Source organism: Micromonospora kangleipakensis, assembly GCF_004217615.1.
GTDB classification, from domain to species: Bacteria; Actinomycetota; Actinomycetes; order Mycobacteriales; family Micromonosporaceae; genus Micromonospora; species Micromonospora kangleipakensis.
This window is the reverse complement of sequence record NZ_SHLD01000001.1, coordinates 4,448,356-4,473,785: the sequence shown is the minus strand read 5'-3', so window position 1 is coordinate 4,473,785 and position 25,430 is coordinate 4,448,356. Positions and strand designations below refer to the sequence as shown.

The 25,430-nt window shown below is 73.0% G+C and carries 20 protein-coding genes, 1 tRNA gene and 1 pseudogene; 7 read left to right on the top strand and 15 right to left on the bottom strand.

The features are described from left to right. Positions 1–31 precede the first annotated feature (31 nt). The 5 genes from EV384_RS21425 to EV384_RS21410 all read right to left on the bottom strand — a co-directional run bounded on the left by EV384_RS21425 (position 32) and on the right by EV384_RS21410 (position 5,455). Positions 32–229 (bottom strand): hypothetical protein, encoded by a 198-nt coding sequence (locus EV384_RS21425; protein WP_089014379.1) that lies wholly within the window; start codon positions 227–229, stop codon positions 32–34. Positions 230–283: 54 nt separating this feature from the next. Next, positions 284–2,047 (bottom strand): selenocysteine-specific translation elongation factor, encoded by a 1,764-nt coding sequence (gene selB / locus EV384_RS21420; RefSeq protein ID WP_130335980.1) that lies wholly within the window; start codon positions 2,045–2,047, stop codon positions 284–286. Position 2,048: 1 nt separating this feature from the next. Beyond that, the gene (gene selA / locus EV384_RS21415; RefSeq protein WP_130335978.1) at positions 2,049–3,347 is read right to left on the bottom strand and encodes an L-seryl-tRNA(Sec) selenium transferase; all 1,299 of its coding nucleotides are present in this window, start codon (positions 3,345–3,347) and stop codon (positions 2,049–2,051) included. A gap of 22 nt (positions 3,348–3,369) precedes the next feature. Beyond that, a tRNA-Sec gene (locus EV384_RS34945) sits at positions 3,370–3,465 on the bottom strand. Between the two features lie 436 nt (positions 3,466–3,901). Beyond that, entirely contained in the window at positions 3,902–5,455 is a 1,554-nt protein-coding gene (locus tag EV384_RS21410) for an OFA family MFS transporter (RefSeq protein WP_130335976.1), read from the bottom strand. A gap of 258 nt (positions 5,456–5,713) precedes the next feature. On the opposite strand from EV384_RS21410, the pseudogene EV384_RS21400 reads away from it, so the two are divergent. Next, a pseudogene (locus EV384_RS21400) lies at positions 5,714–5,966 on the top strand (ISAzo13-like element transposase-related protein); the annotation flags it as partial. A gap of 156 nt (positions 5,967–6,122) precedes the next feature. On the opposite strand, the gene nrfD reads toward EV384_RS21400, so the two are convergent. The 4 genes from nrfD to EV384_RS21375 form a co-directional block, all read right to left on the bottom strand. Continuing rightward, entirely contained in the window at positions 6,123–7,385 is a 1,263-nt protein-coding gene (nrfD, locus tag EV384_RS21395; protein WP_242624194.1) for an NrfD/PsrC family molybdoenzyme membrane anchor subunit, read from the bottom strand. Continuing rightward, a complete protein-coding gene (locus EV384_RS21390; protein WP_130335974.1) occupies positions 7,382–8,425 on the bottom strand; it encodes a 4Fe-4S dicluster domain-containing protein in 1,044 nt (347 codons plus the stop codon). Before EV384_RS21390 ends, nrfD begins: the two co-directional genes overlap by 4 nt. Next, positions 8,418–11,744, bottom strand: coding sequence for a formate dehydrogenase (fdh, locus tag EV384_RS21385; RefSeq protein WP_242624193.1), 3,327 nt, complete (start codon positions 11,742–11,744; stop codon positions 8,418–8,420). Before fdh ends, EV384_RS21390 begins: the two co-directional genes overlap by 8 nt. Before the next feature lie 579 nt (positions 11,745–12,323). Beyond that, the gene (locus EV384_RS21375) at positions 12,324–12,908 is read right to left on the bottom strand and encodes a hypothetical protein (RefSeq protein ID WP_130335968.1); all 585 of its coding nucleotides are present in this window, start codon (positions 12,906–12,908) and stop codon (positions 12,324–12,326) included. A gap of 749 nt (positions 12,909–13,657) precedes the next feature. Here EV384_RS21375 and EV384_RS21365 point away from each other — a divergent pair. From EV384_RS21365 to EV384_RS21355, 3 genes are all read left to right on the top strand, one after another. Further along, positions 13,658–13,999, top strand: coding sequence for a hypothetical protein (locus tag EV384_RS21365; protein ID WP_130335966.1), 342 nt, complete (start codon positions 13,658–13,660; stop codon positions 13,997–13,999). Continuing rightward, entirely contained in the window at positions 13,996–14,649 is a 654-nt protein-coding gene (locus tag EV384_RS21360) for a nucleotidyl transferase AbiEii/AbiGii toxin family protein (RefSeq protein ID WP_130335964.1), read from the top strand. The genes EV384_RS21365 and EV384_RS21360 overlap by 4 nt, the downstream gene beginning before the upstream one ends. A gap of 250 nt (positions 14,650–14,899) precedes the next feature. Beyond that, positions 14,900–16,693: a bifunctional metallophosphatase/5'-nucleotidase gene (locus tag EV384_RS21355; protein ID WP_130335962.1), complete on the top strand. Its 1,794-nt coding sequence runs from the start codon at positions 14,900–14,902 to the stop codon at positions 16,691–16,693. Between the two features lie 50 nt (positions 16,694–16,743). Here EV384_RS21355 and EV384_RS21350 read toward each other — a convergent pair whose 3' ends face one another. Further along, entirely contained in the window at positions 16,744–16,935 is a 192-nt protein-coding gene (locus tag EV384_RS21350; RefSeq protein ID WP_242624192.1) for a hypothetical protein, read from the bottom strand. A gap of 110 nt (positions 16,936–17,045) precedes the next feature. Here EV384_RS21350 and EV384_RS21345 point away from each other — a divergent pair, with 110 nt between their 5' ends. After that, positions 17,046–18,080, top strand: coding sequence for an NAD(P)-dependent alcohol dehydrogenase (locus EV384_RS21345; RefSeq protein ID WP_130335958.1), 1,035 nt, complete (start codon positions 17,046–17,048; stop codon positions 18,078–18,080). Positions 18,081–18,131: 51 nt separating this feature from the next. On the opposite strand, the gene EV384_RS21340 is transcribed toward EV384_RS21345, so the two are convergent. Beyond that, the gene (locus tag EV384_RS21340) at positions 18,132–19,298 is read right to left on the bottom strand and encodes a geranylgeranyl reductase family protein (RefSeq protein WP_130335956.1); all 1,167 of its coding nucleotides are present in this window, start codon (positions 19,296–19,298) and stop codon (positions 18,132–18,134) included. A 138-nt stretch (positions 19,299–19,436) separates the two neighbouring features. Here EV384_RS21340 and EV384_RS21335 point away from each other — a divergent pair, with 138 nt between their 5' ends. Next, complete coding sequence (locus tag EV384_RS21335) at positions 19,437–19,673, top strand: hypothetical protein (protein WP_130335954.1); 237 nt, start codon at positions 19,437–19,439, stop codon at positions 19,671–19,673. A 70-nt stretch (positions 19,674–19,743) separates the two neighbouring features. Beyond that, positions 19,744–21,192 carry an MFS transporter gene (locus tag EV384_RS21330; protein WP_130335952.1) on the top strand — a complete coding sequence of 483 codons (1,449 nt, stop codon included), beginning with the start codon at positions 19,744–19,746 and terminating at the stop codon, positions 21,190–21,192. 217 nt (positions 21,193–21,409) lie between these two features. Here EV384_RS21330 and EV384_RS21325 read toward each other — a convergent pair whose 3' ends face one another. From EV384_RS21325 to EV384_RS21305, 4 genes are all read right to left on the bottom strand, one after another. Beyond that, positions 21,410–21,994 (bottom strand): hypothetical protein, encoded by a 585-nt coding sequence (locus tag EV384_RS21325; protein WP_130333472.1) that lies wholly within the window; start codon positions 21,992–21,994, stop codon positions 21,410–21,412. A gap of 724 nt (positions 21,995–22,718) precedes the next feature. Further along, positions 22,719–23,480: a hypothetical protein gene (locus EV384_RS21315; RefSeq protein WP_130335950.1), complete on the bottom strand. Its 762-nt coding sequence runs from the start codon at positions 23,478–23,480 to the stop codon at positions 22,719–22,721. Positions 23,481–23,765: 285 nt separating this feature from the next. After that, positions 23,766–24,890 (bottom strand): DUF3626 domain-containing protein, encoded by a 1,125-nt coding sequence (locus tag EV384_RS21310; protein WP_130335948.1) that lies wholly within the window; start codon positions 24,888–24,890, stop codon positions 23,766–23,768. A 69-nt stretch (positions 24,891–24,959) separates the two neighbouring features. Next, on the bottom strand, positions 24,960–25,430 hold the full coding sequence (locus tag EV384_RS21305) for a VOC family protein (protein WP_130335946.1): 471 nt from the start codon (positions 25,428–25,430) through the stop codon (positions 24,960–24,962).

The window sequence follows — 25,430 nt, the reverse complement described above, 5'->3', positions numbered from 1 at the left end:
CCGCTCCACCGCACGCCCGCCGGGCACCCGGTCAGTCGTTCTCCAGGTCGTCCAGGGAGATGGCGTGGGTCATCAGCCACCGGGCCAGCGCGGCCATCCCGAACAGCCACAGCGGCGCCGACTCGGTGGTGCCGTTGGTGGCGAAGATGGCGAAGCGCAGGTCCGGCGCCCGGTACGCCTCGATGCGCCACCGGTGCTGCTTGTCCCGCCAGACCGCCGATGGGTCCATGGCGTCACGGTAGGCGACCGCGCCGGCCGGGCGGGTCGTCTTCGTCCGCGCCGGTCAGCCCGGCGGGGCGACCACCTCACGGGCGTCGTCGGGCAGCCGGCGGGTGGCGCCCCGCCGGTCGAGCAGCTCGAGCAGCGGCACGGCGACCCGGCGAGTGGTCTCCAGGGCCTGCCGGGCGGCGCTGAGGGTGAACGGCTGCGGCAGGCGTGCGAGGACCCGCACCGCGTCGTCGAGCGCGCCGGGGAGAAGCACCACGTTGTCGGCGAGCTTGAGCAGGGCACCGGCCCGCACCGCCGCGCCGATCTCCCGGGGGCCGAGCCCCAGGTCGGCGAGGTGGTGCGTCTCGGGGGCCTGGAAGGGGCGGTCGCCGTACTCGGCGCGGACCCGGTCGACGGCCCGGGCCACCGGCTCCGGCAGCGCGTCGACCGCCGCCGCGGTGACCCGGCCGGCGCGCAGCCGCAGCGGTGGCCGGAGCAGCGCCTCCACCAGTGCCCGGTCGGGCAGGGCGAGGCGCTGGCGCAGCACCTCCACCGGCACGCCGGGTTCGAGGGGATGTTCCCCGGCGTACCGGGTGACCTCCTCGGTGAGCCGGACGCCGAGGCGGCGCCAGTGCTCCGGGTCGGCCAGCCAGTCCCCGGTCACCAGCGCGACGGTGACCGGCACGCCCATCCGGGTCAGCTCGCCGGCCCGGACCAGGGCCCGGCGGCGCAGCTCCCCGGCGAGGTCGGGCCGGCCGTCCAGCCCGGCCAGCACCACCGCCCGGGCGGTCGCCGCGCCGCGGCGGCGCAGCGGCGGCGGGGCCACGTCCAGGACGGTCACCCCGCCGGCGACGTGGTGCCGGCCCGGGTCGCGCAGCAGCGCCCGGTCGCCGATCAGCAGCGGCAGCGGGCGGGCCAGTCGGAGCCGTACCGTGTCGGGGGCCAGCGGCCTGACCCGGGCGGGCACCGCGGCCGAGCCGACGTGCAGGGTGAGGGTGGCCGGCAGGTCGGCGGCCGGGTCGCCGGCGAGCCGCACGTCCAGCAGATCGGTCAGCCGGAAGCGGCCGGGGCTGAGCAGCGCGTCGCCGCGGGCGACCCGGTCCCGGGATACCCCGCGCAGGTTCACCGCCACCCGGGCCACCGCGTCCACCTGCTGGTGCGCGGCGTTCAGGGAGTGCAGGCCGCGGACCCGGACCGGTTCGCCGGTGGCGGCGAGTTCGAGCTGGTCGCCGACGCGCAGCCGGCCGCCGCCGAGGGTGCCGGTGACCACGGTGCCGCTGCCCCTGATGGTGAACGAGCGGTCCACCCACAGCCGGACCGGGGCGTCGAACGCCGGGGCGGGCAGCCGGGCGGCGAGGCGGTCCAGGGCGGCCCGCAGCTCGGGCAGGCCGGCGCCGGTCGCGCCGCTGACCGCGACGGCCGCCACCTCGCCCAGCGAGGTGGCCGCGATCTCCGCCCGGGCCTGGGCCAGCGCCGGCCCCGGGTCGGCGAGGTCCGCGCGGGTCACCGCCAGCAGGCCGTACGACACCCCGAGCGCGTGCAGGGCGGCCAGGTGCTCGGCGGACTGCGGCATCCAGCCCTCGTCCGCGGCGACCACGATCAGTGCGGCCGGCGCCGGCCCGACCCCGGCGAGCATGTTCGGCACGAACCGCTCGTGCCCGGGCACGTCGACGAAGGCGACGGTGCCGCCGGAGGGCAGAGTGGTCCAGGCGAAGCCGAGGTCGATGGTCATCCCCCGGCGGCGCTCCTCGGCCCAGCGGTCGGGTTCCATCCCGGTGAGCGCCCGGACCAGGGTGGACTTGCCGTGGTCGACGTGTCCGGCGGTGGCGACGACCCACACCTCAGTCGCCCACCCGCAGGACGGCCGCCCGGATCGTCCCGTCGGCCTCGGCCGGCACGCAGCGCAGGTCGAGCAGGAGCCGGCCGTGCAGCACCCGGCCGAGCACCGGCGGCTCGCCGGTACGCAGCGGCTCGGCGTACCGCTCGGGCAGGCTCAGCGCCCACGAGTCGAGTTCCACCCCGGGAGCGCCGCCGCCACCGACCACCGAGACGCAGGGCACCACCTCGGCCTTGCGGCCGTCCTCCCCGAGCCGGTCCCGCAGCCGTTCCGCCCGCTCACGCAGCACGGCGGGGTCGGCGTGCAGCGCCTCGCGGGTGGGGGTGGTCGGGGCGTGCAGGGTGGCGGCGAGGGCGGCCAGGGTGAGCTTGTCCGCCCGCAGGGCCCGGGCCAGCGGGTGCCGGCGCAGCCGCTCGACCAGGTCGGCGTCGCCGAGCAGCAGCCCGGCCTGCGGGCCGCCGAGGAGCTTGTCGCCGCTGGCGGTGACCAGCGCCGCGCCGGCGCGCAGGGTGCTGGCGGAGTCCGGCTCGTCGGGCAGCAGCGGGTCGGGGGCGAGCAGCCCGGAGCCGATGTCGGCCACCACCGGCACGCCGAGGGTGGCCAGCTCGCGCACCGGCACCGCCGAGGTGAAGCCGGTGACCAGGAAGTTCGACGGGTGGACCTTGAGCACGAAGCCGGTGCGCGGGCCGATCGCGGCGGCGTAGTCGGCCCGGGTGGTGCGGTTGGTGGTGCCCACCTCGCGCAGCCGCGCGCCGGTGCTCTCCAGCAGGTCGGGCAGGCGGAACCCGTCGCCGATCTCGACCAGTTCGCCGCGGCTGACCACGATCTCCGCGTCCGCGGCGAGGGCGGTGGCGGCGAGCACCAACGCGGCGGCGCCGTTGTTGACCACGTGCACGGCCGCCGCGTCGGGCACGGCGGCGGCGAGCGCGTCGAGGGTGTCCCGGCCGCGGCGGGCCCGCCGGCCGGTGCGCAGGTCCAGCTCCACATCGGTATGCCCGGCGGCGGCGACCATCGCCTCGACCGCGGCGGCCGACAGCGGCGCCCGGCCGAGGTTGGTGTGCAGCACGACGCCGGTGGCGTTCAGCACCGCCCGGGGCGCCGGCGCCGGCAGGTCGGCCAGCGCGGCGTCGCGTACCTCTTCGGGGGTGATGTCGCCGCGACGGGCGCGCTGCTGCGCGCGGACGATCGCGGCCTTGACCCGGTCGCGACCGAGCGTGCCGGCGGCGGCGGCGAACACCGGGTCGGCGAGGAGCGCGTCGGTGCGCGGCACCCGCCGACGCGGATCGGCCGTGCCGTCGGGCATGCGTCATCTCCCTGCGCCTGCTTGGCGGAGACGGACGGGAATCGAACCCGCCTGGCCCGGGTCCCGGACCACACCGGTTTTGAAGACCGGGAGGGGCACCAGCCGCCTGAACGCCTCCGCCCAGCAGTCAACCACATATGATCTCCATCCGCCGGGCGAAGGGAGTGACCGCGCCGGCCCGGCTCAGGGCCCCGACGTCTCGAAGGGCGGCCGCGGCTTGCCCGGGCTGGTCGGCAGACGGGTGATCGGCGGCAGCAGCAACCCGCTGCGGCGTTGGCGGTGCGCTGCGGGTGGCGTACGAAGGTCACATCCCCAGAGGGACCGCCTGGCCGGACTCGTAGGCCACAGTCAGCTGCTGCCCGCTAACCCGCTCACCGATGCCGCTGAGGCTTGGTCACGGCAAGCCGATGGGCGCCGCACAAGCCGGATCGTGCCGACGCCCGGCGGTACGACGCGCTGCACTACCTGAGGCGTTCGTGCTCTTCCCCGGCGGCGGAGGCGGGTGCGTGGGCGGCAGCCGCTGGAGCGGACGGGTCGCGTGACGGGAGCGGCGATCACTCGGTGATCAGCTTCGCGGCGGTGATGACGGTCTGTACCACGCCGTAGCCGAGCAGCACGGTGACCAGCGCCCACGATATCCAGAGCCGGGCCTGCTGCGGGGCCACGGCGTTGGCCGCGGGCCGGCTCTCCGGCCGCAGGGCGACGGGGTCGGTCCGTTCGGCGGGCGCTACGGGAACCGCTCCGCCAGTGTCCGGTTCGTGGAAACGTTCCGGGACGGGGCGGACCAGCAGGTTGGCGATGAATCCGACGGCCAGCACGGCGACCATGGTGAACAGCGCCGGCCGGTACGCCGAAGCGGTGAACGTGCCCGGTTTGCCCTGGGCGTCGAGGACGCCGTTGACGATCAGCGGCCCGGCCACGCCGGCGGCGGACCAGGCGGTGAGCAGCCGGCCGTGAATGGCGCCCACCTGGTGAGTGCCGAACAGGTCGCGCAGGTAGGCGGGGACGGTGGCGAAGCCGCCGCCGTAGAAGGAGATGATGATGCCGGCCAACAGCACGAACACCACCGTGGCGGTGTGTCCGACCAGCGCGAGCAGGGTGTAGAGCACCATGCCGAGGCCGAGGTAGGCCACGTAGATCGGCTTGCGGCCGATGATGTCGGACGTCCACGACCACCCGAACCGCCCGGCCAGGTTGAACAGCGACAACACGCCCACGAAACCCGACGCCGCCGCGATCGAGACGGCCGACACGCCGTTGTCGCGGAAGAAGTCCTGGATCATCGGGGCGGCCTGCTCCAGGATGCCGATGCCGGCGGTCACGTTGGTGAACAACACGATCCAGAGCAGCCAGAACGAGCGCGTGCGGATCGCGTTCGCCGCGGACACGCTCGCCGTGGTGACCAGTGGCTTGGCCCGGACCGAGGCGGGATCGAACCCGGCCGGGCGCCAGCCGGGTGGGGGAACCCGCACGTTCAGCACGCCGAGCATCATGATCAGGAAGTAGCCGACGCCGAGCGTGAGAAAGAGCCGTACCAGCGCGCTGCCCGAGGCCACCGCACCGGCGTTGGTGGGGTGGAAGCCAGGATCGTAGAGCGAAAGCAGCTGACGGGAGACCGGGCTGGCAAGCATCGCGCCGCCGCCGAAGCCCATGATGGCCATGCCGGTGGCGAGGCCGGGCCGGTCCGGGAACCACTTGATCAGGGTGGAGACCGGCGAGATATAGCCGAGGCCGAGTCCGATGCCGCCGATCACCCCGTAGCCGAGGTAAAGCAGCCAGAGCTGCTTGGTGGCGATGCCGAGCGCCCCGACCAGGAAACCCGCTGCCCAGAAACACGCGGAGGTGAACATCGTCTTGCGGGGTCCGCTGCGCTCCGCCCACGTGCCGCCGACCGCCGCGGAAAGCCCCAACATGACGATGGCGATGCTGAAGATGACCCCGATAGCCGTCTGGCTGGCCCCGAAATACGCGATGAGGGAGTTCTTGTAGACGCTGGTCGCGTAGACCTGCCCGATGCACAAATGCACCGCCAGCGCCGCCGGCGGAATGAGCCAGCGACTGTATCCGGGAGGGGCGACGGTATGGCGGGGGTCGAGCACCGACAACATGGGTATGTTCCCCTCCTGCGAATCATTGGGTATCCGCAGTGCGACAACTGTGGGCACGTGTCCCACTGAGAAGTGCGGCGGCCTACCCGAACCGGGCCGGATCAAACCCAGGCGCGGCCGGAGCGAGCCGGTGCAGGCCAGCGGACGATGAGGCGAGCCCACCTCCACTCGCGGGGCGCGGGGGGTCTGCCGAGCGAGGGGCGCCGCTCAGGCACCGCGGGCGAACAGGGCCAGGCGTACCCGGTTGGGGCTGCTGGTCTCGGTCATCAGGCTGGTGATGTGGGTCTTGACCGTCGCGGCGCCGATGTGGACCCGGTCGGCGACGGTATGTCCGATCTGGAGGCTGGCGAGGGGCCGTTGGGTCGGACGCGCAGGGCGGGCGGGGGCCGTAAACGCCTGGTGGAACTCGATGCACGCCCGCGGCCGGCGTTGCTGGCCCTGGTGGAGCCGGACATGCGTGGTTGACCCGATGTCGCCGCTGCGGTGGACGACCAAGTCCACCCGCAAGCTAACTGAACGGCGTTGGGGCTAGGGGCCTGTCCTGTCGATCATGGAAGCCGACCCCCACCGGCCCCGTGTCGGTTGTCGGTTTCCCCGCGGACCCACGGTTGTTGTGGCCATGAGCTGAACCCCGTATCGGCTCATGGGCCTGGCGCCTGAAGCGTGGCTACCCCGGATTCGGGCCGGCGCCCGGCCCGCTGTCGTCTGGTGTCTGCCCGTCGCGCTGCCGTGCGCGCTCCCGCTGCGGCACCACCGTGTACTTCGGGTCCTTCGCGGAGGCGACTCCGCCGTGGAAGATGCCGAACCGGGTGCAGAGGGCCGCGGCCAGCAGCGCCCCGCCGGAGAGCGCGGAGACCGCCCGGCTGCGCCGGCCGACCAGCGCGCCGGCCACCCCGGCGGCGGTCAGCGCCCGCCCGGCGCGCAGCAGCCGGCCGGCGGTGCCGACGGCGTACGGCTCGCTGAGCAGGCCGAGCCGGTTCTCCACCCGGTGCGAACCCCACAGCTCCAGGGCCGCGCCGGCCACCGCCATGCGCCGGGCCGGGCCGGCCTGCGCCAGCGGCGCGGCGATCAGCCCGACGCCAGCGCCGCTGGCCAGCGCGCTGCCCGCGAAGATGGTCGGCAGCTCGGGGTACGCCTCGTGCCAGGAAGGCACGGCCGTGTCGGCGAGCAGCACCCCGGTGTACGTGGCAAGGGCCGGCGCGGTGACCGCGGCGACCAGCCCGGCGGCGTGCCCGACCGGGGGCAGCAGCCGCCGGCCGAGGCCGAGCAGCCCGCGTTCGGGCAGCCAGGGTGCGGCCTCGGCGACCGCGGCGACCCCGGCGGCCGGGCCGAACGTGGTGAGGATCCAGGTGCCCACCGACATCGGCGAGGTCAGCTTCGCCACCCGCAGCATGTGGTGGAAGCGGCTCGGCTTGCCAAGGTCGTTGACGAGGAAGTACGCGCTGGCGCTGACCGCGGCCAGGGAGGTGACCCGGCCGGCCCGGCGCAACGCCGGCCGTCCGGTGAGCTGCCCGCCGGCGGCCAGCATGGACGACCCGGCGGCCAGACCCCCGGTGAAGAGGTACGCGGCGATGTCCCACTTCCACACCGGCGCCTTGAGGATGGGCCGGCCGTAGTAGGAGGTGAACTCGGCCGGCGGCACGTTCAGCTGCTCCCCGCCGCCACCCTTGCGGCCGCGGCGCCGCGAGTGCTCGACCGGCTCGACGTCACGCGGCGGATGCGGGGCCAGGCGCAGCTCGGCGGCGCCCGCATCGGTCCGGGCCACGCCCGCCCCGGCGGCGGTCGCCCGGGTGCCGTTCGCCTCCGGGCTCACCTTCGGCCCGTGGCCGGCGCGCGCGCCCGGTCCGCCGAAGCGTCCCGGGCCCTCGGTGGCGAGCCGCTCGCGGAAGCGGCGGAACAGGGCGCCCACCGGGGCGCGGTCCGGACTCACGATGAACCTCCGACGAACGCGGCGACGGCCGCCGCCACCATGGCCAGCGCGGCCAGGCCGGCCCGCTTGTACATCTTCGGCAGGTCGCGGGTGGTGACCACCGGGTCCGGGGGTAGGCCGTAGACCTCCGGCTCGTCGAGGAGCAGGAAGAACGCGCCGTCGCCGCCGACGCCGTCGGTCGGGTCGTGGCCGTAGAGCCGGGCCTCCGGCACGCCCCGGTCGTGCAGCGTGGCGACCCGCTGGGCGGCCCGCTCCCGCAGCTCGTCCAGCGGCCCGTACTGGATCGACTCGGTCGGGCAGGCCTGCGCGCAGGCCGGGGTCATGCCGGCGCCGAGCCGGTCGTAGCAGAGCGTGCACTTCCACGCCCGGCCGTCGTCCTTGCGCTGGTCGATGACGCCGTACGGGCAGGCGGAGATGCAGTAGCCGCAGCCGTTGCAGATGTCCTCCTGCACCACGACGGTGCCGAACTCGGTGCGGAACAGCGACCCGGTCGGGCAGACGTCCAGGCAGGCGGCGTGGGTGCAGTGCTTGCAGACGTCCGACATCATCAGCCAGCGGAAGTCGGTGCGCGACTCGGCGCCGGTGCCCCGGCCGGGCGGCTGGGCGCCCGGCATGCCGAGGAGCTCCGGCCCGGCGGCCATCCGGGCGGCGGCCTGCGGCTGCCCCGGGGGCACGCCCGGATCGGTGCCGCTGTCGTTGCCCAGCTCGGCGGCGATCGCCGCGGTGGCCGGGCTCGCCGCCGGCCCGGTCGGGTCGCCCTCGAACGGCGGGGTGCGGTGCCCCGCCGGGCGGGGCTGCTCGATGAAGGCCACATGCCGCCAGGAGTTGGCGGTCAGCGCGCCGGTGTTGTCGTACGACATGCCGAGCAGGTCGAAGCCGGACGCCGGGACGGCGTTCCACTCCTTGCAGGCCACCTCGCACGCCTTGCAGCCGATGCAGACGCTGGTGTCGGTGAAGAAGCCCATCCGGGGTTCGGCGTCGACCCAGCCGGCGTCGGGCGCCGGGTCCAGCGGGCCGTAGAGGCTGTTCGCGTCAGGCATCCCCGTCTCCGTCCTGCGCCGCCGCCTCGGGGGACTGCTCGTCGGTGCTGCCGGCCGCGTCCTCCCCGCCGAGCACGTCGGTGGTGACGATCGGCACCTTCCGGTCGGCGGTCATGCCGGCCCGGCGCTGGTACTCGGCGACCAGGTCGAGCAGGGCCGGGCCGGTGGGCCGCCGGCCGGGCCGGACGTCACAGGTGCCGACCTTGCTCTCCTGGATCAGCACGTTCGGGTCCAGGGTGATGCCGAACAGGTCGTTGGCCGAGTCGCCGGTGACCAGGCCCTCGCTGCCGAAGTGGTACGGCAGCCAGAGCTGGTGGATCACCCGGCCGTCCACCCGCAGCGGGGTGAGCCGGTCGGTCACCAACACCTTGGCCTCGATCACCGCGCGGCCGCTGATCAGGTGCGCCCAATCGAGGTGCTCCAGCCCCACCTCGGCGGCCAGCTCCGGGGACACCTCCACGAACATCTCCGGCTGCAGCTCGGCGAGCGGCCGTACCGTGCGGCTCATCCCGCCCGCGGTGTGGTGCTCGGTGAGCCGGCTGACCGTGAACACGTACGGGAAGACCTGGCTGTGCGGCTCCGGCGGGCTCGGGTTGATCCGGTTCAGCGGGTGCTCGTAGATCTTGCGGGTCGGGTTGGCCTGCTGCCCGTACAGCGGGTTGCGCATCGGCGACTCGGCCGGCTCGTAGTGCGTCGGCAACGGCCCGTCGAGCACCCCGCGCGGCGCGTAAAGCCAGGCCTTGCCGTCGCCCTGCATCACGAACGGGTCGTCCCCGGCGAGCGCCTCCGGCCCCGAGGCGTCGTCCGCCGGCCGGTACGTCGGCGGCTTGGTCTTCTCGAAGTCCGGCACGTCGTGGCCGGTCCACTCGCCCTTGTCCGCGTCCCACCAGACGTACTTCTTCCGCTCGCTCCACGGCCGGCCCTGCGGGTCGGCGGAGGCGCGGTTGTAGAGGGTGCGCCGGTTGGCCGGCCAGGCCCAGCCCCATTCGGGGGCGACCCAGCTCTGTTCGTGGCCGGGCTTGCGGCGGGCGGCCTGGTTGACCCCGTCGGCGTAGACGCCGCTGTAGATCCAGCAGCCGATCGCGGTCGAGCCGTCGTCACGGGCCTCGGCAAATCCGCCGAGCGGGCGCCCGGTGGCCACCTCGTACCCGTTGATCTCCCTGAGCACCGCCTCGGCGCTCGGCTCGGCGTGCGGGCCGTGCGTGGGGTAGTCCCAGGCGAGGTCGAGCAGCGCCCGGTCCCGGGGCTTGTCGGAGCCGGCCAGCTTCTCCCGCAGCACCCGCCCGAGGTGGTAGAAGAACCACAGCTCGGAGCGGCAGTCACCCGGCGGGTCGAGGGCTTTCTCCCGCCACTGCAGCAGCCGCTGGGTCTGGGTGAAGGTGCCCTCCTTCTCCACGTGCGAGGCGGCGGGCAGGAAGAAGACCTCGGTGCGGCACTCCTCCGGCACGATCTCGCCGGTGGCGATCTCCGGGCTGTTCTTCCAGAACGTGGCACTCTCGATCATGAACAGGTCGCGGACGACCAGCCAGTCGAGGTTGGCCATGCCCAGGCGCTGGGCCTTGCCGTGCGCCGAGCCGACCGCCGGGTTCTGGCCGAGCAGGAAGTAGCCCTTCACGTGGCCGTCGATCATGTTCAGCACCTGCTGATACGTCCCGTGGTCGCCGGTCATCCGGGGCAGGTAGCCGTAGCAGAAGTCGTTCTCCGGCGTGGCCGCGTCGCCCCAGTACGCCTTGAGCAGGCTGGCCGCGAAGGCCCGCGAGTTGCCCCAGAAGCCCTTCTGGCCGGGGTGGCGGATGCTGTCCACCCACCTGGCGAAGGTCGGGTGGTCGGCGTGGTGCGGCATCGGCAGATAGCCGGGCAGCAGGTTGAACAGCGTCGGGATGTCGGTGGAGCCCTGGATGCTGGCATGCCCGCGCAGCGCCAGGATGCCACCGCCCGGCCGCCCGATGTTGCCCAGCAGGGTCTGGATGATCGCGCCGGTGCGGATGTACTGCACGCCGACGCTGTGCTGGGTCCAGCCCACCGAGTAGACGAGCACCCCGGTCCGCTCCCGGCCGGAGTTCTCCGTCCAGGCCCGGGCGAGTTCCAGGAACTTCTCCTGGGGGATGCCGCAGACCCGCTCGACCATCTCCGGGGTGTAGCGGGCGAAGTGCCGCTTGAGGATCTGGTAGACGCAGCGGGGGTGCCGCAGGGTCTCGTCCCGGTGCGTCTCCGCCGCCAGGGGCGCGCCGTGCGACTCGTGCTCCATCCCGGCCGCGGTCTCCCGCTCCTTGCCCGTTCCCCTGGCCCGGGTGCGATTCCCGTGCCCCTCGTACTGCCAGCTGGCCTGGTCGTACGAGCCGGTCTCCGGGTTGTAGCCGGAGAAGAGCCCGTCCAGGTCCTCGGTGTCGGCGAACCGCTCGTCGACGATGGTGGCCGCGTTGGTGTACGCCAGCACGTACTCCCGGAAGTCCAGTTCGTTGTCCAGGATGTACCGCACCACGCCGCCGAGGAGCGCGATGTCGGTGCCCGCCCGGATCGGCAGGTACGTGTCGGCGAGCGCGCTGGTCCGGGTGAACCGCGGGTCGACGTGGAAGACCTTGGCGCCGCGCTTCTTCGCCTCCATCACCCACTGGAAGCCCACCGGATGCGCCTCGGCCATGTTGGAGCCCTGGATGACGATGACGTCAGAGTTGATCAGGTCCTGCTGGAAGTCCGTCGCGCCGCCACGACCGAAGCTGGTCCCCAGACCGGGGACGGTGGCGGAGTGTCAAATCCGGGCCTGGTTCTCGATCTGGAGCGCCCCCATCGCCGTGAACAGCTTCTTGATGAGGTAGTTCTCCTCGTTGTCCAGCGTCGCCCCGCCCAGGCTGGAGATGCCCAACGTCCGATTCAGCGGCCGACCGGAGTCGTCGACGTCCTCCCAGGTCTCGTCACGGGCGGCGAGGACCCGGTCGGCGATCATGTCGAGCGCCACGTCGAGCTCCAGGTCCTCCCACTCCGTGCCGTACGGCCGGCGGTAGCGGACCTTGGTCTGCCGCAGCGGACTGGTGACCAGGCTCTTGCTGGCCGACCCCTTCGGGCAGAGCCGACCACGGGAGATCGGACTGTCCGGGTCACCCTCGATCTGGGAGACCTGCCCGTCCTTGACGAACACCCGCTGCCCGCAGCCCACCGCGCAGTACGGGCAGACCGACCTGGCCACCGAATCGGCGGTCTCAGTGCGGGCGGTCAGCGACGTGGAGCGCGCGGACTTGGCCGCGGCGCCCCGGCCAAGCGGATCGGTGCCGGTGAGCTGCCGGTAGACCGGCCAACCCTCGATGAAGGTCCGGAGACCCAACCGGAACACCCCCCTCCCCCGCTGGCGGAAGCTGACCATCTGAACATAGGCCAGTGATCGGGTGCCCGCGACCCGAGTGGCAGATCATCTCGCGGCACCGGCCCGTCCCGTCCGGCATCCTCATCTGGGTGCACAGACAGCGGCGCCCCGGCCGGATGGCCGGGGCGCCGCTGGGCGTCGGTGTGCAGGTCGCCTCTCGGCGAGTGGCACGACGCGGCTCCAGCCGAACGGTATTCCGCGAAGGCAATTTAGGTGAGGCCCGGGGACACTGGACACACCGACGCTCTGCACAACGATGCCACCCGGTCCGGTGTTCCGGCACCCCCGGTGAGCGCCGTCACTGGGTCCGCGGTGGCTGCTGTTGGTGCCCGCGTGGCGTGGTTGCGGCGGGGGCTGGGGGCGACCGTCCCCGGCTTCGGGCGGTCAGGCTTGATCCGTCCGCCGGGAACGGTCGCCCCCAGCCCTGACCTTGGTCACCGTCCGTCCGGCGGTCACGGTTCTTTCGCCGGTACGTGGATACGCCGCTGGCCGGCACCCCGTGTCTCGGGGTGCCGGCCAGCGGCTTAATGCTTTATGGGGTCAGCTGTTCCAGTTGGCGGCGACGATGTGGGCGGCCTGCTTCTCCCACTGGGCGTAGGCGTCCGGGTAGGCCGACACCTGCACCGTCTGGGCGGCCTCGGTCAGCGGCATGTCCTGCCACCCGTCGACCTGCTTCAGACCCTTCAGGAACGCGGTGGTGGAGTACTCGGGGTCGGTGATCTGCTCCGGCGTACCCCAACCCGAGGACGGGCGCTGCTGGAACAGGCCCAGCGAGTCATGGTCGTTGCGGTCACCCAGATGACCCAGGTTCTCCAGCTTCGACTCCTGCAGGCTCGTGGCGATCGAGATCACCGCGGCCCGCTCCGGCAGACCCGCCTTCTTCGTCGCGGCGATGATCGCCTTCGCGTTGCCGGTCTGCTCATCGTTCAGCGAGATGTGCGACTGCTTGCCCTGCACACCATGCGGGATCAGCTTGCCGCTGTCCGGCTTGTCAGCCTGCACCGCGACCGGCTTGCCGGTGACGGGGCCGGTGTCGGCGTGAGCGGCGATCGGACCGGCGAACACACCACCGGCAAAAGCCAGACCAGCAACACCCAGCACGCTCTTACGCAGCATCGTGTTCATGGAAAGCTCCTTGGGGGTTGGCGCACACCCGGTGGGGGCCGGGACATGCGCAAGCACCGTCAGGCGCTCACTAAGTTCAAGGGGGGAAAGTCTCTGCCCGGTCCGACCGCGGAGCGGGGGCCTCTTCGCGGCGCCGGGACCATATGTAACGACCGGCAGGCCGCCATCATTCCGGGGCCCGACCATCGGCCCGGTCGAGCGGGCCAGGTACTCGGTCGTACGCCAGATGTAACGACCCCCGGCCCGCCACGATTCCGCCGTCAGGATGCCGCCGGTCACACCCAGAAACGGACACCCGACCCAGACCGTCCGCCACCTGCCGGCCGGAAACGGACACCCGGCACCAGATCCCCCATGTGGCGGAATCCGCGCCTGTCGGACATCGCCACATCGGGGACACGGAGTCGATCACGCCCAACCGGCACGGCGCGGGCCCGAGCCGGCAGGGCACCAGACGACGACCCGACCAGGGGCTGACGCCAGCAGGGGGCGGCACCGCGTACCCGGAAAAAGAACCGACCCCTACCCGGCGCCGGAGCGCGGAGCCCGCGCACAACGGGGGTGTGGCCCGCCGTGGCCGGTGCAGAGATCAAGCCTGACCGCCCGGAGCCGGGCACGGCCGGCCACACCCCCCACCGCAACCAACAACGGACCGCAACAGGCGCAGCCAGCCGCAGGAAAGAGGCACCACCAGGAAAACCCCACAACCGCAGAACAGCGCGCAGCCGAGTTGGCGTTACCCTGACACCATGCAGGCGCTCTCCCCCACGTCGACCCCGGTGGCCCCGCTGGCCCGACCGGGTCGCCCCGCCGTGGTGGCCCGCACCCTCGCCGAGCTGACCGGCCCCACCCGGGGCATCGTCGAGCTGCCGGTGCGGCTGATGTGGAGCAGTGAGCGCGTCTTCGACCTGGGTGACCCGGACGACCTGCTCTGGATGTACGAGAACGTGCTGCGCGAGACGACCCGCACCGACGACCTGCGGGCGCTGATCAACGGCCGGACGCTGCGCCGGGTATGGCGGCGGCTGAACCTGCCGCGGGGTGTACGCGTGGCGTGGGAGAGCCGGCACCGGGCCCTGCGTACCGCGTGACCCACCTGCACGACTTCTACCGGGAGGTGGCCCGGGTGGCCCTCGCGGCCGCCGGGCCGCACCGGTTCGTGCTGGGTGGCGGGGTGGCGTGGGCGGCGCACGGGCTGGTCACCCGCCCGACGGAGGACGTGGACCTCTTCGCGGACGTGGAGGGGGCGGCCGCCGCGGCGGCGGCCGGGGTGCGTACGGCGCTGGAGCGGGCCGGCTACGAGGTGGTGGACGCCGACCCGGACAGCGAGCTCGGTGAGCTGTTCGACGGGTTCGACCGGGACATGCGGGACTTCGTGGTGAGCCGGGACGGCCGGCAGATCCGGTTGAGCCTGGCCCGCCTCGACCGGTACCGCAGTCCGGTGGTGATGGACCTCGGCCCGGTGATGGACGTCCGCGACCTGGTGGCGAACAAGACCGCCGCGCTGGTCAACCGGCGCGAGGTGCGCGACTACATCGACGTCTCCTCGGCGCTGGACCACTACGACGTGGCGGAGCTGCTGGAGCTGGCCCGCCAGGTCGACCCGGCGCTGGACCTGGCCGACGTCCGCGCGGCGGGCCGCTACCTGGATCAGGTGCCGGACCGTCGGTTCGCGCGCTACGGGCTCGACGCGGCCCAGGTGGCCCGGGTGCGCCGCCGGATGGCCGCCTGGCCCCGGTGACGGCCGGCGGCCACCCGGCGGGGCGTCACCTGGTGAGCTTGCCGCCGGTGACGCCGAGGATCTCCCCGGCGGCGTGGCTGGACTCCTGAGAGGCGAAGACGGCCTCCGGATGGCCGCCGTGTTACGCGCCCGCGGCCGGTGACGCTGGTCTGGTGAAAGACCTCGGGCCGCTGTGGCAGGAGTGACTGCCGCTGGCTATGGTGCGCAACGGCGCCCACGAGGCGCGTCCACCCCCACCGAAAGGCACGGCATGACCTCCTCCTCCGGCGCCTCGCGCCGCCAGGTGCTCGCCGTCGCGGCCGCCGCCGCGACCGCTCCCCTGATCGCCGGCGCCCCGGCCCGGGCGGCCGAGTCGAAGGGCCCGAAGACCTGGGACCTGACCGTCCTGGGCACCTCGGACACCCACGGCAACGTCTACAACTGGGACTACTACAAGGACGCCGAGTTCGACGACAGCAAGCACAACGACGTCGGCGTCGCCAAGCTGGCCACCCTGGTCAACCAGATCCGCGCCGAGCGCGGCAGCAAGCCGACGCTGGTCCTCGACGCCGGCGACACGATCCAGGGCACCCCGCTGGCCACCTACTACGCCAAGCAGGAGCCGATCACCACCACCGGTGAGACGCACCCGATGGCCAACGCGATGAATGTGCTGAAGTACGACGCCGTCACGCTGGGCAACCACGAGTTCAACTACGGCCTGCCGCTGCTGGCGCAGTGGATCGGTCAGCTCGGCTTCCCGGCCCTGGCCGCGAACGCGATCAACGAGGCCACCGGCAAGCCCGCCTTCCTGCCGTACGTGATCAAGAACGTGGCCCTCGGCGGCTACGACTCCCCCACCCTGAAGGTCGGCATCCTCGGCCTGACCAACCCGGGCGTGGCGATCTGGGACAAGGCCAACGTCGAGGGCAAGCTGGTCTTCGCCGACATGATCGCCACCGCCGCCAAGTGGGTGCCGATCATGCGCGAGCGCGGGGCCGACATCATCATCATCTCCGCCCACGGCGGCGACAGCGGCACCTCCAGCTACGGCCCGGAGCTGCCGAACGAGAACCCGGTCGCGCTGATCGCCGAGCAGGTCCCGGGCATCGACGCGATCCTGTTCGGCCACGCGCACAACGAGGTCGTGCAGAAGTTCGTCACCAACACCGCCACCGGCGAGCAGGTGCTCACCTCCGAGCCGTCCAAGTGGGGCCAGCGCCTCACCCGGATGGACTTCACCGTCGCCAAGCAGAACGGCCGGTGGCGGGTGCTCAGCAAGTCCGCCACCATGCTGAACACCAACACCGTGGTCGAGGACCCGGCGGTGCTCGCGGCCGTGCGCGGCCAGCACACCAAGACCGTCTCGTACGTCAACACGGTCGTCGCCCGGTCCAGCGTGGAGCTGTCGGCCGCCGAGTCGCGGTACAAGGACACCCCGATCCTGGACTTCATCAACCACGTCCAGACCGAGGTGGTCATCGGGGCGCTCGCCGGCACCGCGTACGCGGGCCTGCCGGTGCTGTCGATCGCGGCGCCGTTCAGCCGTACCGCGATCTTCCCGCAGGGTGACGTGCGGATCCGCGACGTCGCGGGCCTGTACGTGTACGACAACACCCTGGAGGCGGTCGTGCTGACCGGCGCCGAGGTGAAGGCCTACCTGGAGTACTCGGCGAAGTACTTCAAGACCTTCGCGGTGGGCGAGACGGTCGACCCGGCGAACATCAGCGACCCGCTGGTGCCGGACTACAACTACGACGTGATCTCGGGTGTCGACTACGACATCGACATCTCGAAGCCGGTCGGCCAGCGGATCAGCCGCCTGGTCCTGCCGGGCACCGACACCCCGGTCGCCGCCGACGCGCAGTTCGTCATCGCGGTGAACAACTACCGCCGCAGCGGTGGCGGCAACTTCCCCGGCATCGTGAAGACCCAGGTCTACAACCAGCAGCAGGAGATCCGCCAGCTGCTGATCGACTGGGCGCAGGCCAAGGGCGTCATCGACCCGGCCGACTTCTTCGAGCCGAACTGGAAGCTGGTCCGCGCGGGCGTGCCGGTCTTCTGATCCGTACCGTGCGACGGGCCGTGGGTTCCCACCCGCGGCCCGTCCGCGTCTCAGCCGCCCGGGCCGAGGCGGAGGTTCCACTCGTCGGGGCTGCCGGCCGGCTCCGGCCGGTCCCGGCGGGGTTCGGTCTCGGTGAACTCGACCCGCTCGTCGGGGCCGACCCGCGGCGGCAGCTCACCGAAGCGCACGTGCCGCAGGAACGCGTACTCCTCGTCGGTGAACGACTCGGCCGGCTCGCTCATACCCGCATTGTGCGTCCGCCCGTCGACCCGCCGCATCAACCTGACGGCCGTGGGTAAGCCGCGCCGGCGGCCGTCGGCGACGGCCGCCGGCGACGAGGCGGAGGACAGACATGCGCGCGGTACGGATGACCGCTCCCGGGGTGCTGGAACAGGTGGAGGTACCAGCGCCGGACGCCGGGCCGGGTGAGGTGCTGCTGCGCGTGGGCGCGGTCGGCGCCTGCCACTCCGACCTGCACATTCTCGACGCCCGGGCCGGGATGTTCCCCACCCCGATCACCCTCGGCCACGAGATCGCCGGCACGGTCGACACCATCGGCGCCGGCGTGACCGGCTGGTCACCCGGGGACCGCGCCGCCGTGTACGGGATCATCGGCTGCGGTCGCTGCCGCGCCTGCCTCCGTGGCCTGGAGAACCAGTGCCGGGTCGTGGCCGTGGGTGGCATCGGGCTCAGCCGCGACGGCGGGCTGGCCGAGTACGTGGTGGTGCCGGCGTCCCGGCTGCTCCACATCGGTGACATGGAGCTGGAGCAGGCCGCCCCGCTCACCGACGCCGCGCTGACCCCGTACCACGCGGTGGAGCTGGCCCGGCCGAACCTGCGCCCCGGCACGTCCTGCGTGGTCATCGGGATCGGCGGGCTCGGGCACATGGCCGTGCAGATCCTGGTCGCCACCACGGCGGTACGGGTCATCGCGGTGGACACCAGCGTGGCCGCGCTGGACCTGGCCACCCGGCTGGGCGCCCACGAGGTGGTGCAGGCCGGCCCGGACACCGTCGAGAGGATCCGGGCGACCGTCGGCCCCCCGCCGGACGGGGCGGACGTGGTGCTCGACTTCGTCGGGGCGGACCCCACCCTGAGCACCGCCCGCCAGGTCGTCGCCACCGGCGGTCGGGTGATGCTGGTCGGTCTCGCCGGCGGGACGCTGCCCGTCCGGCCCGTCGCCGACGAGCCGCCCACCCTGCCGCTGGAGACCAGCGTGGAGGTCCCGTTCTGGGGCACCCGGGCTGAGCTGCAGGAGGTGATCGCGCTGGGCCGCGCCAGGCTGCTCCAAGCCGACGTGCAGATCTTCCCGTTGGAACGGGCGCCGGAGGCGTACGAGCTGCTGCGGCGGGGCGAGATCCACGGGCGGGCGGTGATCGTGCCCTGACCGGTCAGGAGTGCTGGAAGACCAGGGCCAGCACCTCGGCGAGCCGGGCCCTCACCGCGTCGCCCCCACCCCGGCCAGGGGCCCCGACCGGGCCGGGGGAAGGCGGTCCAGCAGGGCCAGGGCCGCCCGGACCGGTCGGCGGGCGAGAGTCTCGTCGAAGCTGGCCCGGCCCTGGCAGAACCGGACGAACATCCGCCAGCCGGCCGGCGTGGCCAGCAGCCCGTGGAAGACGTCCGGCCGCCGCTCGAAGACCTCCAGCAGCCGCTGCCCGGCCCGCATCGACGGCGCCAGAAGCCGGTCCACCTCCCGCTCGTAGCCGGCCAGGTCACCCCCGGCGACCGCCGCGCCGGCCAGCCGCCCGGACCGCAGCGCGTAGCTGATCCCCTCCCGGCTCCACGGCTCCAGCAGCCCCGCCGCGTCCCCGGCCACCAGCACCCGGCCGCGGCGCACCGGCGAGTCCTCCGCCCGGCAGCGGGTCAGGTGACCCGAGTCGTGCTCCGGGGTCACCCCGGACAGGCCCAGCCGGTCGACGAAGTCGCGCAGGTAGGCCCGGGTCCGCTCCCCCTCGCCCCGGGCGGCGATCACCCCGACGGTGAGCCGGTCGCCCTTCGGGAAGACCCAGGCGTACGAGCCGGGGACCGGCCCCCAGTCCAGCAGCAGCCGGCCCCGCCAGCGGCCCTGCTCCTCCGGTGACACCGGCAACTCCAGCTCCAGCCCGAGGTCGACCTGCCGGTGGCGGACGCCGACGTGCCGGGCGGTGACCCCGGATGAGCCGTCCGCGCCGATTACGGCCCGGGCCCGCACCGTCCCGCCGTCGGCCAGCCGCAGGCGTACCTCGTCGGGGTCCTGCTCGACCGCGCGGACGGCGACGCCCTCACGGACCTCGGCCCCGGCGGCGACCGCGGCGGCCCGGAGCCGCTCGTCGAACTCCTCCCGACGGACCATGGCGACCAGCGGCCCGGCGGCGTGCCGGCGGGTGAAGCCGCGTCGCCCGTCCCGGGTGAACGTCACCCGGTCGACCCGGTCGTGCACCGGCACCTCGATCCGGTCGGTGACCTCCGCCAGCGAGGTGCCGATCAGCCCTCCCCCACAGGTCTTGTAGCGGGGATGGGTGGCGCGCTCGACGACCAGCGTGCGCGCCCCGGCGCGGGCGGCGGCGTGCGCCGCGGAGAGCCCGGCGGGGCCGGCTCCGACGACGGCGAGATCCCAGACGATCACGGTTGCAGCCTAGGCCACCCCCGGGCCGGAACGCCCGGTGTGACTCCCCGATCGGGTGGGCATCAACGGACACCCGACGGGTAACCGCCGGGAGCAGGCCGCCCGCGGGTCGGGCGGGTCACGCCGAGGAGGAAAGCCATGCAGCAGGTACGACTGTCGGAGGTCGAGGAACGGGTGTACCAGGCGGTAACCGCGCTGGAGACCCGGGGACACGTCCCCTACCCCGACCTGATCGCCCAGGAGACCGGGATGAGCGAGGAGGAGCTGAACGCGCCGCTGCACCTGCTCACCGAGAAGGGCCTGCTGCACCGGGAGGACTCCCCGATGGCGGGGCTGGACTTCGGGCCGCGGTGGTGCGCTCGCCAGATGGCGTGACGTCCCGTTTGCCTCTTGAGGGCCCGGGTAGCGATCAGCAATGCGTGATCGACGGCCTTCGGGGGGCACCATGAGCACGGACCGGTCGTCGGCACCGGCCGACACCGGCGGGTACGACGAGCGGAAGCGCTGGCAGGCGCTCGGCGTCGGCCTGGTCGCCGCCTTCATGACGCTGCTCGACGTCAGCATCGTCAACGTCGCCGTGCCCTCGATGGACCGCGCGCTCGGCGCGACCCCCAGCGACCTGCAGTGGGTGCTGTCCGGGTACGCGCTCACCTTCGGGCTGGTGCTGGTGTCCGCCGGACGCTTCGGCGACGCCCGCGGCCGGCGCAACGCCTTCGTCCTCGGGGTGGCGCTGTTCACCCTGACCAGCGCGCTGGCCGGACTGGCCCGCTCGCCCGAATGGCTGGTCGCGGCCCGACTGTTGCAGGGCGCCGCGGCCGGCATGGTGAACCCACAGGTGACCGGCCTGATCCAGCAGCTGTTCCGGGGCGCGGAACGCGGTCGGGCGTTCGGCCTGCTGGGTGCCACCATCGGCATCTCCACCGCCATCGGGCCGCTGCTCGGCGGGCTGCTCATCCAGCTCGGCGGCGAGGAGCACGGCTGGCGTTGGGTGTTCTTCGTCAACGTCCCGGTGGGCATCGTCGCGGTGCTGCTCGGCTGGCGGCTGCTGCCGGCCCGCCCCACCGGCCAGCAGGACCGGCACCGCCTCGACCCGGTCGGGGTGCTGCTCCTCGGGATCGGGGTGACCCTGGTGCTGCTGCCGCTGGTGCAGCGCGAGCAGTGGCACACCCCGTGGAAGTGGGCGCTCATCCCGGCCGGCCTGGCCGTCCTGATCGGCTTCGGCCTCTGGGAACGGTGGTACGCCCGACACCGGCCACCGCTGTTCGACCTGCGGCTGTTCACGCTGCGCTCGTACACCCTCGGGGCGCTGATCGCGCTGCTCTACTTCGGCGGGTTCACCGCCATCTTCTTCATCTTCACCCTCTACCTGCAGAACGGACTCGGCTACAGCGCCCTCATCGCCGGCCTGGCGATCACCCCGTTCGCGCTGGGCTCCGCGGTGGCGTCGGCCCTCGGCGGCCGGGTCGTCACCCGGTACGGCCGGCCACTGGTCGCCATCGGCCTGCTCGTCGTGGTGATCGGGCTCGGGGCCACCGTCTGGGTGCTGCGCGGCTCGCCGTCCAGCTCGGTGCCGCTGCTGACCGCGGTGCCGCTGCTCCTCGCCGGGCTGGGCAGCGGGCTGGTCATCGCCCCGAACCAGACGCTCACCCTGTCGGAGGTGCCGGTGCCCCAGGCGGGCAGCGGGGCCGGCATGCTGCAGACCGGCCAGCGGATCGGCTCGGCGGCCGGGATCGCGGCCGTCGGGTCGTTGTTCTTCTCCTCGCTGGCCAGCAGCCGGGGCGACTGGTCGACGGCGTTCCGGCACTCGCTGCTGCTGGCCAGCGGCATCATCACGCTCGCGCTGGTGGCGGCGTTGATCGACATCGCTGGAGGGGATCGGGGTCCGGCCCGGTGAACGGCTTGTCCTGGTGGTTGCGGTGGGGGCTGGGGGCGACCGTCCCCGGCTCCGGGCGGTCAGGCTTGATCCCTGCGCCGGGGACGGTCGCCCCCAGCCTGACTGTGGTCGCCGTCCCTGCGCCGGTCACGGTGGATACATCGGTGGATACATGAAGATGCCGCTGGCCGGCACCCCGTGTCTTGGGGTGCCGGCCAGCGGCGTGGTGCTTTATGGGTCAGCTGTTCCAGTTGGCGGCGACGATGTGGGCGGCCTGCTTCTCCCACTGGGCGTAGGCGTCCGGGTAGGCCGACACCTGCACCGTCTGGGCGGCCTCGGTCAGCGGCATGTCCTGCCACCCGTCGACCTGCTTGAGACCCTTCTCGAACGCCAGGGTCGCGTACTCGGGGTCGGTGATCTGCTCCGGCGTACCCCAACCCGAGGACGGCCGCTGCTGGAACAGGCCCAGCGAGTCGTGGTCGTTGCGGTCACCCAGGTGACCCAGGTTCTCCAGCTTCGACTCCTGCAGGCTCGTGGCGATCGAGATCACCGCGGCCCGCTCCGGCAGACCCGCCTTCTTCGTCGCGGCGATGATCGCCTTCGCGTTGCCGGTCTGCTCATCGTTCAGCGAGATGTGCGACTGCTTGCCCTGCACACCGTGCGGGATCAGCTTGCCGCTGTCCGGCTTGTCAGCCTGCACCGCGACCGGCTTGCCGGTGACGGGACCGGTGTCGGCGTGAGCGGCGATCGGACCGGCGAACACACCACCGGCAAAAGCCAGACCAGCAACACCCAGCACGCTCTTACGAATGATCGTGTTCATGGGAAAGCTCCTTGGGGGTTGGCGCACACCCGGTGGGGGCCGGGACATGCGCAAGCACCGTCAGGCGCTCAGCAAGTTCAAGGGGGGAAAGTCTCTGCCCGGTCCGACCGCGGAGCGGGGGCCTCTTCGCGGCGCCGGGACCATATGTAACGACCGGCAGGCCGCCATCATTCCGGGGCCCGACCATCGGCCCGGTCGAGCGGGCCAGGTACTCGGTCGTACGCCAGATGTAACGACCCCCGGCCCGCCACGATTCCGCCGTCAGGATGCCGCCGGTCACACCCAGAAACGGACACCCGACCCAGACCGTCCGCAGCCTGGCGGGCCGGAACGGACACCCGGCACCAGATCCCCCATGTGGCGGTATCCGCGCCTGTCGGACACCCCCACATCGGGGACACGGAGTCGATCACGCCCGCCCGACCACTCCGCAGGCGGAGACCGGACCCGACCAGGCGCAAGCCCAGCCGCCCGGCGCGAACCCCAGCCAGGGGTGAAACCTCGTACCCAGAACAGCCGACGCGCGACCCGACGCCGACGCGCGGAGCCCGCGCACGACGGGGGTGTGGCCCGCCGTGACCGGCGCAGGGATCAAGCCTGACCGCCCGGAGCCGGGCACGGCGGGCCACACCCCCCACCGCAACCACAGTCGGAGCGCAACGGACGGAAAGAAAAACCGGCCGGCCCCAGAAGAAGGGACCGGCCGGTGAAGGAAAAGCTCAGCTCACCAGAGCTGCTGCACGATGTCCGCCGCCTGCTCCTCCCACTGGGCGTAGGCGTACGGGAAGGCGGAGACCTGGACGGTCTGCGCCGCGGCGGTCAGCGGCAGCTGCTGCCACCCACCCACGTTCTTCAGCGCGTTGAAGAACGCCTTGGCGGAGTAGTCCGGGTCGGTGATCTCCTCGGGCGAACCCCAACCGGACGACGGGCGCTGCTGGAACAGGCCCTGCGAGTCGTGGTCGTTGTACGCGCCGAGGTGACCGAGGTTGTACAGCTTCGACTCCTGCAGCGAGGTGGCCACGCCGATGACGGCGCCGCGCTCGCCCACGTCGGTCTCCTTGGCCGCCTTGACGATGGCCTTGGCGTTGGCGATCTGCGCGTCGTCGAGCGGGACGCGCGACTGGGCGCCCTCGACGCCGTGCGGAATGAGCTTGTCCCGGCTCGGCTTCTCGGAGGCCGGCTGGTTCACCTTGTGGGCGCCGGTGGTCTGCGCGGGCACGGCGGTTTCGGTCTTCTTGCCCGTTGCCAGGTCGATGGCGGCCACGGCGCCCGCATGGGGTCCGCCGGTCACCGGCGCGGCGATGGCGGTGGGGCCGAACGCCAGGGCGCCGATGGCGGCCACGCCGGCGACGCTCAGCGCGGCCTTGCTCTGCGGGACATTCGCGATCTTGCTCCGCGTTGCCTCCGCGATGGCGGGCAGCCGTCGGGAGAAGTCCTGCCTGGTCTTGGCGATGGCGGGGAGCCATCGAGTGAAGTGCTGCTTCACGATGGTTGCCCTTTCGATCGTTACGACGCGCTCCGGGGTGAGCGCACCTCGGGGGGAACTACCGGCCGGTACGGGTTTGCGGTCCGGCGCCACGGGGGACACAACCAGCTACGCGTGTCGGTCATTCCGGAAATGCCAGGCGCGGCTGAAGCCGCGACCCAGGTCACGAGGGGTATCCGACGAGCTGACCGCCAGCGGCTGCCGTGGGCATGAAGCCCGCTTTCCGGACGCACGGCGACGAACCGGCCGGCTGCCCACGAGCGGGTGGATTTTTCCGGGACGCGGTCAGCGGTTGGCGGGCGTACCGAACCGGACGAGAACGTGCCAGAGCTGCTTGAGGTGCTGGAGGGTGTCCTCCGTCGGGCCGCGGTCGGCCCAGCGCCCGGGCTCCGCGACGACCGACGCGGCGGCCCGGCCGATCAGGGCGGCGTGCACCGGCTCCCCGGGCCGGGCGAACTCCGCGTGCACGCGGGCGGCCAGCGGTGGGATGGCCGGTCCCCGGAACTCCGCGTCGATCCCGTCCACCGGCAGCTCGAAGCCGGCGTGCCAGAGCAGCGGGAATCCGTGCCGCCGGGCGATGCCCGCCAGCGTCCGCCCCGTGTCGGTGTCCCGGAACGACGGGTCGGCCACCAGCGCCTCCACGTCCCTCGCCAGGCTCAGCTCGCCGTGGATCTGCGCCTCGACGTAGTCGTCGAGCGCCCGCCCGGCAGCCCCGGGCCGCGCGGACTCGCGCTCCCGGCGGCGGACCAGCGTACGCAGCAGCATGGCCGTGTCCATGCCCGCCACTCCGAGGCTGACGCCCGTCCCGGCGGTGGCCTCGAGCAGCGCCGCGAGCACCGGCTCGACGACGTCGACCGTGCCCAGGTCCTTCGGGCCGAGGTGGCTGTCGCCGAAGCAGAGGGTGGCCCGGCCGAGGACCTCGGGACGCAGCCGCAGGTGACAGGAGCCGAACCGAGGGCATGCGCCGTCCGGGTGGTCGAGCAGGTTCAGGCCGCCGTACTTGGGGCGGTCGGCGGGGAGCACGTTGGCGCTCTGGTACGCCCCGCCGAACAGGGTCTCCTCCCAGCGGTCCCGGTCCCCGCCGGGGAAGGCGGTCAGGCCGCCGTTGGAGATGCCCGTCTCGAACTGGCTGCGGTAGACGCCCTCCTCGTCGAAGGCGGTCGCCACCGTACGGCCGTCGCGCAGCAGGCGGTCCGGGTGGAAGTTGAGTGTCAGCCGGCCGTGCGCGGCGACGGCGGCGATGACGTCCTCCGGTTGGTACGCGGCGCCGGATCCGGCCAGGTGCCGCGCGATGACGGCGAGCGCGGCCGGCCGGTCCCGCAGGGCGACCTGCCGGACGTGCCGCAGGGCGGCGGTCTGCGCCGGCGTGAGCGCGCGGGGTTCGGCCGTGGCGGTGCGCGGGACGGACACGGCCCGAGTATCGGCACGGTCCCCGCCGGGCGCACCTCAATTCCAGCCGCCCGGGGGCGCCGAGCGCGGTCAGGCCTCGCGGTCGGTGCCGAAACCCTCGAGATTGGTCCGCTCGTCCAGCGGGCGAAGCTCCTGGAAGACGGTGATGTGCAGGCCCGCCGGGGCGTCGAGCCGGGCGTTGAGCGACTGCCACGGTGTGACCGTGGGCGGGGCCACCTCGGCGGCGCCCGCCGCGACCAGCCGGTCGGTGACGGCCCCAGCGTCGTCCACTTCGAACGCGACCCGGATCCGTGGGGCGACCTGCCGGCCGACCTCCACCTCGTCGATCATCCGCTTCTGCGCCGGGTTGGCGATCTCCAGGGTGGCCCGCCCCGCCTCGAGGATCACCACCCGAGCGCCGTCCCCACCGGAGAACGCGGCCTGTTCGGGCAGGCCGAGGGCGTCGCGGAAGAAGGCGACCGCGGCCTCGTAGTCGTCGGCCTCCACGACCAGACGCAGCTGGCGGACGGTGGGCGGACGGTCAACTGGATCATCGGTCAT